This window comes from Photobacterium sp. TLY01, assembly GCF_021432065.1.
GTDB classification, from domain to species: Bacteria; Pseudomonadota; Gammaproteobacteria; order Enterobacterales; family Vibrionaceae; genus Photobacterium; species Photobacterium halotolerans_A.
This window is the reverse complement of the sequence record NZ_CP090364.1, coordinates 2,406,379-2,421,068: the sequence shown is the minus strand read 5'-3', so window position 1 is coordinate 2,421,068 and position 14,690 is coordinate 2,406,379. Positions and strand designations below refer to the sequence as shown.

The 14,690-nt window shown below is 41.1% G+C and carries 12 protein-coding genes; 8 read left to right on the top strand and 4 right to left on the bottom strand.

Annotation, left to right across the window (positions count from 1 at the left end; genetic code table 11):
* Window positions 1-284 precede the first annotated feature (284 nt).
* Window positions 285-2,516, bottom strand: coding sequence for a YjbH domain-containing protein (locus LN341_RS11400; protein ID WP_234203352.1), 2,232 nt, complete (start codon window positions 2,514-2,516; stop codon window positions 285-287).
* Complete coding sequence (locus LN341_RS11395; RefSeq protein WP_234203351.1) at window positions 2,516-3,247, bottom strand: capsule biosynthesis GfcC family protein; 732 nt, start codon at window positions 3,245-3,247, stop codon at window positions 2,516-2,518. Before LN341_RS11395 ends, LN341_RS11400 begins: the two co-directional genes overlap by 1 nt.
* Window positions 3,248-3,299: 52 nt before the next feature.
* On the opposite strand from LN341_RS11395, the gene LN341_RS21795 reads away from it, so the two are divergent.
* On the top strand, window positions 3,300-3,434 hold the full coding sequence (locus LN341_RS21795) for a hypothetical protein (RefSeq protein ID WP_255783008.1): 135 nt from the start codon (window positions 3,300-3,302) through the stop codon (window positions 3,432-3,434).
* Between the two features lie 20 nt (window positions 3,435-3,454).
* On the opposite strand, the gene LN341_RS11390 is transcribed toward LN341_RS21795, so the two are convergent.
* Both LN341_RS11390 and LN341_RS11385 read right to left on the bottom strand, forming a co-directional pair.
* On the bottom strand, window positions 3,455-4,186 hold the full coding sequence (locus LN341_RS11390; RefSeq protein ID WP_234203350.1) for a YjbF family lipoprotein: 732 nt from the start codon (window positions 4,184-4,186) through the stop codon (window positions 3,455-3,457).
* Between the two features lie 109 nt (window positions 4,187-4,295).
* The gene (locus LN341_RS11385) at window positions 4,296-4,592 is read right to left on the bottom strand and encodes a hypothetical protein (RefSeq protein ID WP_234203349.1); all 297 of its coding nucleotides are present in this window, start codon (window positions 4,590-4,592) and stop codon (window positions 4,296-4,298) included.
* Between the two features lie 2,385 nt (window positions 4,593-6,977).
* Here LN341_RS11385 and tviB point away from each other — a divergent pair.
* From tviB to LN341_RS11350, 7 genes are read left to right on the top strand one after another with little or no spacing between them, the layout of a single operon-like run.
* A complete protein-coding gene (gene tviB, locus LN341_RS11380; RefSeq protein WP_234203348.1) occupies window positions 6,978-8,252 on the top strand; it encodes a Vi polysaccharide biosynthesis UDP-N-acetylglucosamine C-6 dehydrogenase TviB in 1,275 nt (424 codons plus the stop codon).
* Between the two features lie 14 nt (window positions 8,253-8,266).
* Window positions 8,267-9,211, top strand: a complete 945-nt coding sequence (locus tag LN341_RS11375) for a Gfo/Idh/MocA family protein (protein ID WP_234203347.1) — start codon at window positions 8,267-8,269, stop codon at window positions 9,209-9,211.
* A gap of 2 nt (window positions 9,212-9,213) precedes the next feature.
* Window positions 9,214-9,804 (top strand): acyltransferase, encoded by a 591-nt coding sequence (locus LN341_RS11370; protein ID WP_234203346.1) that lies wholly within the window; start codon window positions 9,214-9,216, stop codon window positions 9,802-9,804.
* Window positions 9,805-9,808: 4 nt separating this feature from the next.
* Window positions 9,809-10,906, top strand: a complete 1,098-nt coding sequence (locus LN341_RS11365; RefSeq protein WP_234203345.1) for a DegT/DnrJ/EryC1/StrS aminotransferase family protein — start codon at window positions 9,809-9,811, stop codon at window positions 10,904-10,906.
* A 46-nt stretch (window positions 10,907-10,952) separates the two neighbouring features.
* On the top strand, window positions 10,953-12,107 hold the full coding sequence (locus LN341_RS11360) for a glycosyltransferase (protein WP_234203344.1): 1,155 nt from the start codon (window positions 10,953-10,955) through the stop codon (window positions 12,105-12,107).
* 6 nt (window positions 12,108-12,113) lie between these two features.
* Entirely contained in the window at window positions 12,114-13,514 is a 1,401-nt protein-coding gene (locus LN341_RS11355; RefSeq protein WP_234203343.1) for a lipopolysaccharide biosynthesis protein, read from the top strand.
* Between the two features lies 1 nt (window position 13,515).
* Window positions 13,516-14,679 (top strand): hypothetical protein, encoded by a 1,164-nt coding sequence (locus tag LN341_RS11350; RefSeq protein ID WP_234203342.1) that lies wholly within the window; start codon window positions 13,516-13,518, stop codon window positions 14,677-14,679.
* Window positions 14,680-14,690: the final 11 nt, after the last annotated feature.

The following is a 14,690-nucleotide window of genomic DNA, read 5'->3' as shown; positions in this document are numbered from 1 at the left end:
ATGAGATCCCGCTGCAACAGATCAGTACAGCGAGGCAGCAAAACAGCAGCGCAAGCGTGCAATAAGTCCATTCAATTTGCAGGGTTAATTGTTGGCAAAATCAGACACGCAGAGCAACTAAAAAGAATTAAAAGAATATCAAGAAAGATAAAAAGCAGGCCAGAAAGCAGGCAAGAAAACGAAGCGGGCAGCTCAAGCAGGAGCGACGGTTCTCCCAGAAATAAAGTGACCCGCCGGGGCGGGCCACTTAGGATGATTTGATTATAAGATCATGATTTTAATATTTATTCAGCCTGCATCATCTTGCGGCTGTACCAGGGATAACGTGCATCCGTAATGTCGTAGAGCTGGTATTTGCGATTGAGCATCTGTCCGCCGTCCCGCGTCAGAGGAAGCCAGGAAATGTTGGCGCGGTTGCGGCTTGGTTTTACAGTCATCAGATCGTAAGGGATCGAGATGTAAAAGCCTTTATTGTAGCTTCCCTCGCCAAATTCTTCGGCTGACAGATTGGTCTTGGTCACAAAGGCACCGGCAATGACGCCACTGTCAAACTGCTTGGAGAAGTCGAAGGTCACCCCTACATCTTCGGTCAGGTAGCGTCCGGCACTGATTTTCATCAGCGTATTGGGCAGCAAAGACCACTGTGGCTGGTAATAGAAAGTGGCATGGCCGGTCAGCGCACCAGTCTGTACCTTATAGTCACGTCCTGTGATGGGATCGAAATGCACCTCGTCATGGAACAGGCCGAACTGGGTATCCGGGTCTCGCTGAATCACATAGTTTAGATCGGCACCCAGCGCCCAGTTTTTACCCATCGGACGATAAAGCACTTCACTGCCCGCACCGGCAAACATCATTTCCAGGTAACCGGTGTACGCTTGTCCGTACCAGTTATCGGCCAGTTGATCCATCCAGGTCAGCTGAAGATTATTGACCCGAATCGGGTTGCCATCAATGTACTGGCGAACCAGGGTACGCACACGTTTTAAATCTGTGCCATCGGGCGGCACATCGTAGAGGAATTTATCGTAGTTATCGAACAGGTTGAGATAGACGCTGCCGCCCAACTCCCAATGGTCTGTCATGTGATAACTGGCGCCAGCCGTCACCCCTAAGTTGTACAGATAAAACCCTTCCGAGCCGCCAAAAGACTGCTGAAGGGTCGGGGAAACACTCAGGTCCCATTGGTCAGTGTCTGTGGCAATCAGCCGGCCTTGTGGCTGAGCCGGTACCTGATGAGCGACGGCATCGTCGATAGAGGCATTAACGTAGCTGTGACTGGCTACTTGATCAAATGCCTTCACGTCGACCCGGGTTTCTTTGATCGGCAGGTTATTGCTGGTTTCGATCAGGCGGTACTCGTCATACAGCGGCAGGCCGCTTTCCGGGTCGGTCGGTAAATGGTTGCTGAGAATGGTGGCTGCACGCTGGTAGCCCTGGTCACGATCCCGGTACTTATTCTGTGGTGCCTCGACAGTCACGGCACGTTCATCGGCATATAAAGTCGGATTTTCATAGCCGGCGTTCGTATGCAGCTGATTCGCGATGTGCTGCCAGTCTGCACTGGAAGTCGTGTGCTTTTGCCGGTCAGGCGCATAAGCGGCGGCCGGTGCATCACGCCAGGAGGTGGTCAGCTGATTAAAGTTGGTATTGAGGTTAAAACCGGCAGTCCAGGTATTGCCGCGTTCATAACTGATCCGCAGATCGCCCCAGTCGCCCAGGCGGTACAACACGCCCAGATTGATAGGGCTGTCCTGAGACATATCCGAGTCCGCGCGGGTGACAGGAAAATCACTGGTATAATCGTTGCCGTCATATTCCAGTTTCAGTCGCAAAGGTCGCCAGGGTGTCTGGTATTCCACCCCGCCAAATAACGCCATGCAGCCGGAGAACCAGCGCTCGAAATCAACACTGCCGCCTTTGCCTTTATATTCGGTATTACGGCCGCAGTCACTGCTCAGGCTTTTATCGCCGGACAGATTGGCGCCGTTGCCAATATAGCCCCAGCCAAGCCCCAGGGTAAAATCAAGTGCTCCCCAGTGTTTGCTGGCGGCAATATATTCGCCATCAAACAATCCGGTCCCGCCAAAATCACGAATACCGATGGCGGTTTCCGGGATCCAGAAGCTTTCTTCTAACAGACGAAGCTTAAAGTCGATGCCTTTGTCTGTGTATTTGGTATCACCACTGAAGTTTTCATCCTCACTGTAGAGCACATCCTGAACCAGGGTGTAACGTATGGTGGTTTCCAGCCAGGGGAACAGCTGCAATGAGACATTGTAATGCAGGTAATCTTGGTTATAGGTGGTGCCAAAGGTGAATTCGCCTTCCGGCGCGACTCGTCCGGAAGGCATCTGGATCAGGCCAACGCCCCCAAAATCAGACTGGGACACTGAAAAATCAGGATAACTGAAGACATCGGCATAAACTGGCAGGGCGATGAACCCCAGCGATAACCCTGACAGAAAACGGAGACCCAAGTGCTTGGAATAAGAAGACAGAACAGGCTGAGCCATCAGAAAGGCCTTTGTGAAAGCAAATGAATAATTTGAGCATTTAACGACTTCGCACTCTCTGGCAGATCGGTAAACGCAAGATAAAGAATGGCGCCCGGCGCGATGTCTTGATGCTGCCGGTTCCAGTACGCGATGCTGTGCTGTTCGGCTTTGCCGTCGGGTTGAATCACCCAGACATAATCCCGGTTGGCGACCGATAACGCTTTAACTTGTTTCAGATATCCCGCAGCATCCTGTCTTTCCTGCCAGGGAAGCGAAATATCAGCTGTATTGCCAGTCGGTAGTCTGAGAGCACCGGTTACCTTGATGGTGTCGGGACGGGTCGTCAGTTGGAACACAAAAGGCCCGTTCAGCGCCGGGTTATTGTCCGGCACAATGCGCACGCGGTCTCTGTCTAACGGCAGAAAAATACGCTCACCCGGTACAGGTGAGGCTAAACTTTGTGCCAGCTGAATGAGCGTCTCGCTGGCTGCCGGGCGGCTGTAACGCCAGTGGTCAGCCAGCGCCCTGAGCTGCTTGTCTACGGTTTGCTGTTGCAGCGCGATGGCCTGCTTTGCACGGTGATCGGCTTTCCATAAAAAGGCACCGCTCCAGTACAGCGACTGAGCGGCCTTATCAGATGTTGGCGTTAAAGTGTGAAGATTGGCTAGCGCGTCTTGTTGAACCTGATCCAGACGGACGGTCGCCGGATAGCGGAGCTGTAATGCTTTATCGGTACTGTTCAGTTGCACCCTCACCAATGTGGGGGTAACTTCAACCGGTATGGCCTGCACGGGTGCCAGCGTGAAGGAAGCCAAGAGGATCAAAGCTGCTTTGATTAAGCTGGCGCGTGTAAAAACAGTCTGTATCAAAGCTTTCATCATCGCTCCCGAAGCGGAAAACCATGCCTGGCAAGGTGACAAGATTCGCTGTAAGTGATTATCTGCATTCATAAACTGTTATTGTCCGTAAGCTTTGAGCAGTTGTGTTTCGACTTCAGGTAAGCCCGGGGCAATTAGCTGGCGACTTTTCAGGACCTGCCCATTGACAGGATCAATCCAGAAAGCATTGTCAAATTGCAGATCCAGACTGGGCACATTGACCGTCTCAACAAAGTAGCGTGCAGACTGAGCGATCGTGTTGATGGTAATCGTCACCAGTCCTTTGTCCTCAAAGCGCGAGGTGAGTTGATAGCCAAAATGGTAGCCGGGCTGCCAGTCGATACGGCGCGTCCAGGTGGTTGGTGTCGTGGGTAACTGCAGCCCGAGTGCGAGCGGGTCGGGCGTTGCTGCGGTAACCTGGACAAGATTACCAAGGGGCAGGTTCAGGGTTTTCACCAGCCGGCCGTGTTCTGTGACTAACATGCCCTTGTCGGCGGCCAGCCATTTCAGCTGCATCGCTGGCACTTGTGAGTGAGCCGGTGTTTTTGGTGAGGTCAGAACGGTAGCAGGTTCCGCCAGAGCGAGTACCATAAAGGCTTGAGGGCCGTCTCCGATCCGGGCGTACATACTGGCGTAGGGCAGTTGCTCAATCCAGGCTGAGGATTTCACCGTGTCGTCATCACCGCGAACTGCAAGACGAAAGGTATCCGACACATTCTGAAATTTTTGGCTGCATCCGGATAAAAGCAGCGGTAACAGGGCGATGAGTACCAGAAAGCGTCTGCGTACAGAAAGACGGGCGTCGAACATTGGGTATCCGTTAGTCACAGGTCAATGGCAGTAACAGGTCAATGACAAAAATAAAAATAACCGCACAGGTGTGCGGTTATGAAATCCGAGACAGCAAAGCGTGTTAGCTTTAGCCTTTTGTACTTGCAGAGTTTGATGTTGATGTGTCGTTATCGTTGGCATCTATAATAGCAACAGCGGTAACGGCAACAGCTGCGCCTACAGCAACAGTCGTGGCAGTGATACCACCAACAGCGGCTGCAGTAGCACCAGCTGTACCGGCTGCAGAACCAGCAGCAGCAGTTGAAGCAGTAGTTGCACTTGTAGTGGAAGTTGTCGCAGTTGTGCCTGCAGTGCTTGCAGTATCAGCAAAAGCAGAGCCAGCTATGAACAGAGAAGCTATCAACGCAATTGTGGTCTTTTTCATAAGATGAGTCCCTTTGAAAATCAATATAAATTTGAAGATTAACTTCAGTAAATGAAGATAATATTGCGGCACTAGAATAAAAGCAATTGCTATTAGTCATCATCTTTCAGAAATTGTGGTGATTCTGGCAGGGAGATCCTCAGTAAAGAATCGAACCAAGTGATAAGCTCTGTCTGATGTCACCAGGATCAGGGTGGAAAATCAGTTAAACGTGCTGATTTTATGGACCTGCAAGTATTGAAATTTGATATTGTTCACAAATATGGCCAAGCCGAACTGAAAACATGATTTATAGCAAAACTCATTGCTGGTGGTTTATCCAGTGCTAACTCACTCATTCCACGAACGCTTTCTAGTGAAATACAGCAATTTTAGATTTCTCATACGAAAGTTATCCTGAAACAATTAATCGTAAGAAATTCTATACTACCATTTGCTTGCAGTGATATATGCTAATGAACTAAGATTTTCGCGGTGGTAATCTTGCAGTGATTGCGTTTTATGGAGACTGAAACTATTGGAGAAAAAAACTTAAACTCAAGTCGGGACTGTACACATCACAGAATTGATATGAAAGAAAATGTGTGTAGAATGTCGCAAGTTTTCCGACTTTAAATCGCAATAAAATGACAAGAAATCTGTTTTTTTAGTGATTTTTGTCGCGAAGTTGGGGTGAGTGGTCATTTTCTTCTGGGAATGAACAGCCTTTGCCCTAATGGTAATTGAAATCATCTTATGTCGCAAAGCACATTGGAAGCTGTAATCCAAGGGCGGTAGCGTGCCTGAAATGTCATACGACTAGCTCAATTGAGCAATCGAAAAACTGGTTTCATCGTAGGCTTTTCAGTACCTGTTATTGTGTGAAGTGCGAGATGTTCTGCGCTGGGTCATACTCACCACCCCATCAGATTTATCTACAATGACAGTTGTAATTGCTCCTCGCTAGTGATACGGGTTGTATATTGTGTGGCGAACTTATCAATTAGCAACAGCAATTTTCGTATTACTATTATTTTCTCGCTTATAATTCAATTTTTGCTTATTTATCAACGTTGTATTGATGCAATTGTTCTCTAGTAAGCGTCTTTATAACTGCTATGACGGGCTGTACGATGGACCCCGGCTCTAACTTGTCTTTAATTGACAGAAAACAACAAGTAGACAACGCGAAGTGTTTAGTGCTTTTGAGTAGGTGAATACCCATCTGTTGGCGTGATCTGTGATTTGCTCGTCAGGGCTGGCATGACACTGACCGAAGCATCTATCTGTGTTAACGGCAATACGAACTGGAAGCTGAGGCAACCGCGTTCTTTATGATCCGCAATGTGCGCATATTAGAAAACTGCGAGAAGATAAGAAAGCGGATTCTGGCTCGTCTGACAACACGCAACAGGCGGATACTTATCAGTTAAATATCAAAGATCACGCAGCGTTATCTTGGGAACGGAATTTGCGTTGGAACCTTATGAGTTAGTGTATGTCACCTCGGCAGCGCATGCGCGTTGGAACCGTATGGTACGCCAGTTGCTGCCGCGATTATCCAGTTTAACCAGCTGACCGAGGCACAGTACGAGTGAGGGATTGGTAAGCCATGTTCCACCAATAAAATTGTGGTATGCGTCGGCAATTTGTGCTAATCACATCTGGGGAAACCTTCCTAAACAATTGTTCCTGAAGCTAGATGCAAAACTATGCTTTTGTATAATGGATTAGTGCAGGACTTGAGCATAAAAGTTACAACGTCTGGCACCCGCAGTTACCGAGTGATGAAAGACTGTCGGTTCGAACCTTCAGCGACAGTTTTTCAGACGAGAGACGAACGCCATGACAGTTTTGTAATCAGTGTCTTTTGGACAAAACGATTTCGATGAGACTGAACTGGTAGTCTGAAGTTGCTTCACCTATTTTGCTTTCAAGCCTTCACTTAGCGCTGTAATGGTGGATAGACGAAACGGAACTTTAGAACCAGAAAGTTAATATCAGAACATGAGTTATATGTAGGAGTTAACAGTTTATTTATCATCGTTGTTTATTAACACAATGTGGTTGTCTGTGTACACCACGGTGCGGTTACCTAAGAAATTATGTGGCTCTAGTTCTTTAGTGTAAGAATAAAAGATAGAATCTAAACGTTATCCATCATTTCATCTGAAATCTCGAAAATAATAAATTTTCAACTTGCCCCTTAGTGCTTTTCTTGGGAGTTTAAAAGAGGTAAGAGTACAGATAGAACCGCGGTGACACTATTTAGCTATTTTTTATTACAAAGCAGAAATGTTCATACTGAAATTAAACTGCGCAAGAGATTTTATTTATTGTGGAATGTTTTATAGAGATTTCTGCATCCTTTTTGTGAATGATTTAGTAAGAAAAGAGTAAGAAATAATGGACTTAACGAATAGAAAAATTGCGATAATTGGTCTGGGTTATGTAGGGCTACCTCTTGCAGTTGAATTTGGTAAGCACTATCAGGTTTTAGGTTTTGATATTAACCAGTCTCGTGTTGATGAGTTAATGTCAGGACATGATGCAACTCTGGAGGTATCTGATTCTGAATTAGCCAAAGCAGAATGTTTAACTTACTCTTCGAATAAAGAAGACCTCAAGAGTTGTGATATTTATATTGTTACTGTACCAACGCCAATTGATGATAGTAACTCCCCTGATTTAACACCGTTACAGAAAGCCAGCGAAATGCTAGGGCACGTTGTTTCAAAAGGTGATGTAATCATCTATGAATCAACTGTATATCCAGGAGCGACAGAAGAAGTTTGTCTACCAATTATTGAAAAAATATCAGGATTAAAGTTTAACGAAGATTTTTTTGCTGGATATTCACCTGAACGTATTAATCCAGGCGATAAAGTAAACACATTGACTAAAATTGTTAAAATTACTTCTGGTTCAACACCTGAAATTGCTAATTTTGTCGATTCACTTTATCGTTCTATAATAACTGCTGGTACACATAAGGCAAGTTCTTTGAAAGTTGCAGAAGCAGCTAAGGTAATTGAAAATACACAACGTGATTTAAATATTGCTATCATTAACGAGTTTGCAAAAATTTTTAATCGCCTAGGTATTGATACAGAAGAGGTATTAAATGCGGCTGGGACAAAGTGGAATTTCTTAAAATTCAAACCCGGCCTAGTTGGTGGTCATTGCATTAGTGTTGATCCGTATTATTTGACGCATAAAGCTCTGGAAGTAGGATATCGCCCTGAAGTTATTTTGGCTGGCCGTCGTATTAATGATGGTATGGGTGAGTATGTAGCAACACAGCTGGTTAAAAAGTTATCAAGTCAAAAAATTCATATCGATGAAGCAAAAGTACTTGTGCTTGGTTTTACCTTTAAAGGTGATTGTCCTGATGTTCGTAACACAAAGATAATTAATGTCGTAAAAGAGTTACGAGATTTTAATATGTCTGTTGATGTTTTTGATAGTTGGGCAAACCCAAGTGAAGTCAAAGATGAATATGGTCTTGATTTAATCTCAGAGATTAAGCCGGGATATTACGATGGTATTGTTATTGCTGTTGACCATAGCGAGTTTAAAAGACTAGGTGCTAAGGCTATTCGACAGTATGGGAAAGAAAAACATGTACTTTACGATGTGAAGCATGTTTTTTCTCCAAGTGATTCAGATATCAGATTATAAGGACAGAATTTAAAATGAAAAAATTTGCACTAATTGGTGCCGCTGGCTATATTGCGCCACGCCACCTGCGCGCAATAAAAGATACAGGCAATGATCTAGTTGTTGCTATGGATATTAATGATTCCGTAGGTATTATGGACAGCCATTTTCCTAATGCGGAATTTTTTACTGAATTTGAAGATTTCACTGCCTTTGTTGAAGATAATGCAATGAAGGGTAATAAATTAGATTACATTTCGATTTGTAGTCCGAACTATTTGCATGCCCCACATATTAAGTATGCACTCAAAAATGGTATTGATGTTATATGTGAAAAACCATTAGTACTTGAATCCCATGATATTGATGCAATAAAGGATTATGAAAATAAATATGGAGCCAAAGTCAACTCAATCTTACAGCTGCGTTTACATCCTTCAATTATTGCCTTAAAGGAGAAGGTAGCTGCAGCATCTTATGATCATATTTTTGATGTTGATTTAACCTACATGACGTCACGCGGAAAGTGGTACATGAAGTCGTGGAAAGGTTTTGATCATAAATCTGGTGGTGTAGCCACCAATATTGGTGTTCATTTTTACGATATGTTGCACTTTATTTTTGGTGAGTTAAAGCAGAATGAAGTGCATTTCCGTGATGAGAAAACAGCCAGTGGCTACTTACAGTATGAACGAGCAAGAGTTCGTTGGTTTTTATCAATAGATGCTAATAACCTACCAGATAATGCAGTTAAAGGTGAAAAGCTTACTTATCGTAGCATTACTATTGGTGATGAGGAATTGGAATTTTCCGGCGGCTTTACGGATCTACATACCCAAAGCTATCAGAATATTCTAGCCGGAAATGGTTTTGGTGTTGATGAAAACCGAGTTGCGATTGAAACAGTAGAAAAGATTCGGGTGATGCCAATTGTTGATGCTGGTGATAAAGCTCATCCTTTATTAAATAAGGTTCTGTAACCATGTCGAGTCATTATCAAGTTCATAGCAGCGCGATTATTGATGCAGGTGCGCAGATCGGCGAAAATACGCGTGTTTGGCACTTTGTTCATATTTGTGGTGGTGCAATTATAGGTAAGCAGTGTTCATTAGGGCAAAACGTATTTGTTGGCAATAAAGTCACAATTGGTAACAATGTTAAAATACAAAACAATGTTTCAGTATACGATAACGTGCACCTTGAAGATGATGTGTTTTGCGGCCCAAGTATGGTCTTTACTAATGTTTATAATCCACGTTCATTTATTGAACGTAAGAATGAGTACCGGGATACATTAGTTAAGAAAGGCGCAACACTCGGTGCCAACTGTACCATTGTTTGTGGTGTAACCATTGGCGAATATTCGTTAATTGGAGCAGGAGCTGTGATTAATAAGGATGTTAAACCTTTTGCTTTAATGGTTGGCGTCCCGGCAAAGCAGATTGGTTGGATCAGCAAATATGGTGAGCAGTTAGATTTGCCATTGGAAGGTGAAACTCAGATATGCTGCCCACATACAAGTGCTATTTACAAGCTATCAGGTTCACACCTTACTTTGATTGAAGAAGATTAAGCTCATGCAATTCATTGATCTAAAAGCGCAGTACCAACATCTGAAAAATAGAATTGATCAACGTATTTTCAACGTTCTTGAACACGGTCAATTTATCATGGGGCCAGAAGTTAAAGAATTAGAAGAGCAATTAGCAGAGTATGTTGGCGTTAAGCATGTGATCACCTGTGCGAATGGAACAGATGCACTTACGCTTGCGATGATGGTACTCAACATTCAAAAAGGTGACGCAGTATTTTGTCCAACATTCACCTTTTTTGCAACTGCAGAAGTAATTGCTTATGAGGGGGCTACCCCCATTTTTGTTGATTCAGACGCAGCTACTTTTAATATTTGCCCTGTAGATTTAGAAAAGCAAATTCAAAAAGTAATTGCAGACGGGAAACTAACCCCAAAAGCTATCATAGCTGTGGATTTGTTCGGTCTACCTGCTAATTATCCTGAATTGCAAAAAATAGCTGATAAATATCAATTAAAGCTTATTGAAGATGCAGCTCAGGGGTTCGGCGGAGAGATCAATGGTAAGCGTGCTGGAAGTTTTGGTGATATTGCCACAACCAGCTTTTTTCCAGCAAAGCCATTAGGCTGTTATGGTGATGGCGGAGCAATATTCACCAATAACGATGAGTATGCGGTATTGTTAAGGTCATACTGTGTTCATGGCAAAGGTGCTGATAAGTATGACAATGTTCGTATTGGTATGAATAGCCGCTTAGATACGATTCAAGCGGCTATATTGCTTGAAAAGTTGGCTGAGTTCCCAACCGAGCTGAAAGCACGTAATCAAGCAGCTAGAAAGTATACATCAGAGTTAATGGGTACTTATAAGACGCCCTTTATTCCTGAAGGTTACCTGAGCTCATGGGCTCAGTATACATTGGTAAGTGCAAATCGTGATGAGGCTATGGCAAGTTACAAAGCACAAGGTATCCCAACCATGATTTATTATGGTACGTGTATGCATCAACAAACAGCATTTAAATCACTGGGTTATACAGATGATGATTTCCCTGTAGCGAGTATACTGGCCGCTCAAGTTTTTAGTTTACCAATGCATCCGTATATGGGGACTAATGATATCAAAAATGGTGAATGTAGTTAGGTAACATAAAAATAATGATTTTTTGAGTTGGATTTAAGTAAAGTATATGCATATAGTAATCATACCCTCTTGGTATCCTAAGGATAGCAAGGATGTTGGAGGTAGCTTCTTTCGAGAACAAGCTATGGGATTGCGGAAAAGAGGCCATAAAGTTGGCGTCGTTTCACCTAAGCTTACATCCTTAAAAAGTTTCTCTGAGGGAAGAAAGAATTTAGGTTATCGGATGGAAGACGATGAGGGAGTGATGACCTATCGTTTTAACTCTTTTAACTTTACACCAAGACTCAAAAATCTATCTCGTTTACAGTGGGAAATTATAGGCTATAAGTTGTTTTCTTTATATATAAAAAAACACGGTAAGCCTGATATTATCCATGTTCACTCTATGAATCCTGCAATTTTTCTAGCTTATAAAATATTTCGCGATTTTAATATTCCCTATGTAATAACGGAGCATAGTACAGCTTTTGCAAGAGGGCTTGTTGGCGATAAATTAAAGAGTAAGCTCAAGGAGCCAGTTAAAAAAGCATCCTATAAAATTGCTGTAAGCTCTGAGTTTGCAAATCTATTGCAAACTCAACTTGATAGCACTGTTTGGAATTATGTTCCGAATATTGTATCAGAATCATTCTTATCATTGAATAATGTTCTAGAAGAGAAAAAAAACTATTATTTTCTGAATGTTTGTCTATTGGAAGAAAAGAAGCGAGTTGACTTGTTGATAAAAGCTTTTTGTTTGCTTTCTCAAGACTATCCTGATGTGAGACTGAAAATTGGAGGTGATGGGTCGTGTAAGAGAAAACTAATTGAATTAGTTGCTCATTTGAATATTGAAGATAAAGTAACTTTTATGGGAATGCTAAATCGAGAGCAAGTTCAATATGAAATGAGTAATACTGATGCTTTTGCATTATCTAGTGAGTATGAAACATTTGGTGTGGTCTTAGTTGAAGCGTTAGCTTTAGGTAAACCTGTTATTGCAACTCGTTGTGGTGGCCCTGAATCTATAGTGATAGATAAAGTTGGCATTCTTGTTGATAAGAACAATATCGATGCATTATATCAAGGTATGAAGTCGGTATATGAAAGTGAATATGATAGTGCAGCTATTAAAGCATACTGTAAAGATAACTTTAGTGAACCTGTAGTGCTTTCTTCTCTAGAAAAAATCTATAGTCAAGTAATAAAAAACAATAAGTAGTTTAATGTGAATAGTAGAAAAATTTTAGCTTATGCAGTAGGGCCCGTAGGTTCAGCGCTCTTGGGGTTGGTTACTCTTCCCATTATTACTTGGTTCTATAATATAGAAGACGTTGGTCGAATATCTATGCTTCAAGTTACGGTAAGTTTTTCTACTCTACTTTTTTGTTTGGGGCTAGATCAAGCGTTTGTACGCGAATATCATGAAGAAGACAATAAAGCATTGCTTTTTAAAAATGTGATTGTATTACCTGTGTTGATTATATTAATAGCAGGTTTTTCATTATTTTTTTACGATTCTTCATTAATATCTCAATTTCTATATTCAAACCCTGATTACAATCTTTCTCTATTTACTTTATTATGTTGTTTTTTTGCTCTTATATCACGTTTTATTTCGCTTATATTGAGAATGGAGGAAAGGGCTCTTGCCTATTCAATGAGTCAACTACTTCCTAAGTTTCTGTTTTTATTATTTGTGGTGATAGGTACCTTTTTTTTAAATGATAAAGGGTTCGATGATCTGATTTTAGCTTATGTCGTGTCATTCTTCTCTGTGGCCTTTATTTATATGTTTAACTCGCGTTTTGTTTTAGGTAAAGCTGCTTTAGAAAAAATAGACATAAATAGGCAAAAATATCTACTGGTATTTGGTTTACCATTGATCATTGGTGGCCTCGCGTCATGGGGGCTACGAGTTATGGATAGAATGTTTTTAAGAGCATTTTCGAATTTCGCTGAATTAGGGCTCTATTCTGTAACAATGAGCTTAGCAGGCGCTGCAACCATTTTTGGAAGTATATTTACAACTATATGGGCTCCTATGATTTATAAGTGGATTAAAGAGAAGGAGGATTTGAGTAAAATTGACCATATCACAGATAATATGCTTGCTATAATTTATTTTGTATTTGGTTTTTCTGGCCTATTTTCTTGGGTCATCCCTGTTTTTTTGCCTCAAGCATATGAAAATATAGAGCAATTGTTTGTCATTTGCTTGTCTGGCCCCTTGTTTTATGTGCTGTCCGAATGCTGTTCTATGGGAATTAGTGTATCAAGAAAAACATATGTTGCTATGTTCATTTCTGTGTTTTCAATGATAGTCAATTTTATCGGTAATTATCTTCTAGTTTCTAAGTTTGGAGCAACTGGCGCAGCTGTTTCAACTTGTATTGCTTTTTTCATTTTTTTTGTGTTAAGAACTGAATTGTCTGCGAGATTGTGGAGGGGATTCCCTAGAAGAAAATTATACTTTATTTCTACAACTTTACTTATATTTTGTCTTGTGTATGTTTTTTTTCCTAGCTTTGGGGTTAAGTTAAGTTTGCTTTTGTTATTTTTTGGTGTTTATTTTTTTAAAGCCAACATTAAAGCTTTGTGTTTTTACATTAAATATAAGCAGGTGTAATGTGAAACGTTCTAATATTATTCTATATTCGATTTTAATTCTTTTTTCAAAGCTTCCATTTAGCTTTGTGTTTTTTTTTCTTTCATCAATATTTAGCCTGCTTGGAAAAAAACTGACAATTCCGAAGACATTTACACACATGTTTGTAACTGTTTTTTTTCTTATCTGCTTATTCACATCCGGTATTCATCTTCTTGCATACGGAAGTGGTCTGGTTTCATTTGTTGTAGCAACACTTTTTTTTATATTTTGTTTTATTTCTTTTAGATATGATATTGTTGTTTACAAAGGGATGCTTGGTGGGCTTTTATTTGTTTCATTAGTGTCGGTTTTCGAGTTGATTCTTAATATCAAGTTGATTGGTTACTTATATCCGGAAAGTTTTTCTCAAATTGATGTTATCACAAATAATCGATTTTATGTGTCATCTTTCTTTCCTAATTATAATAACTTTTCATTTGCAATGTTTTTTTTAAATGCCCTTATCTTACCATGTTTATTTTCTCGCACCTTTGGCTTTTATCTTAGATTGGGCTTGTTTTTTGTTTTCTTATATAACTTAGCGATATGTTTACATATGGGCTCAAGAGGCTTTTTGATTTCATCATTACTGTACTATTTGTTGTTTTTTTATTTGCGAATTAATTCTTCTTCAATTAGATGGTGTGTTGTTTTTATCTTTTTTTTGTTGGCAATTTCTATTTCACCTCTTGCCTTTTCTTATTTAAATGATAATAGTAATTTAATTAGGGTTAGAATTTTATATGAGTACTTTAGCCTGTACGATTCAATGGAGTTTTATTTGGGCTTTGGTACTTTAGAAAACTATGTTTCAGTAATGACCGCTACTTATGGTTTTGAATTACATGATCCACATAACTTGTTTGTTGAAGTAAGTATTATATACGGATTTGGAGCTTTTGTTTTTTTGGTATTACTATACTTTTATGTAGTGGTGTTTTTCTTGATGAGGTTTAAATCAGGAAGAAACTATGAGTTTAGTGTATATATATTACCTCTGTTTGCTTTTCTTCCTATTATTGGTGCGGTTCCTAGTTCTAGTTTGTTTTATTATCAACTTCAAGTATTGCTTCTATCTCTACCTATGGTTGTCTTAAATGTAAGAAGGCAAAACCTTAGGAGTAATGGATGGATTGACAGTTAATATAGTGACCT

What these genes read in the sequence shown, in the direction of transcription:
- LN341_RS11400 (WP_234203352.1), bottom strand. Translation starts at nt 2,516, where the DNA reads ATGGCTCAGCCTGTTCTGTCTTCTTATTCCAAGCACTTGGGTCTCCGT.
- LN341_RS11370 (WP_234203346.1), top strand. Translation starts at nt 9,214, where the DNA reads ATGTCGAGTCATTATCAAGTTCATAGCAGCGCGATTATTGATGCAGGT.
- LN341_RS11385 (WP_234203349.1), bottom strand. Translation starts at nt 4,592, where the DNA reads ATGAAAAAGACCACAATTGCGTTGATAGCTTCTCTGTTCATAGCTGGC.
- tviB (WP_234203348.1), top strand. Translation starts at nt 6,978, where the DNA reads ATGGACTTAACGAATAGAAAAATTGCGATAATTGGTCTGGGTTATGTA.
- LN341_RS11365 (WP_234203345.1), top strand. Translation starts at nt 9,809, where the DNA reads ATGCAATTCATTGATCTAAAAGCGCAGTACCAACATCTGAAAAATAGA.
- LN341_RS11390 (WP_234203350.1), bottom strand. Translation starts at nt 4,186, where the DNA reads ATGTTCGACGCCCGTCTTTCTGTACGCAGACGCTTTCTGGTACTCATC.
- LN341_RS11375 (WP_234203347.1), top strand. Translation starts at nt 8,267, where the DNA reads ATGAAAAAATTTGCACTAATTGGTGCCGCTGGCTATATTGCGCCACGC.
- LN341_RS11360 (WP_234203344.1), top strand. Translation starts at nt 10,953, where the DNA reads ATGCATATAGTAATCATACCCTCTTGGTATCCTAAGGATAGCAAGGAT.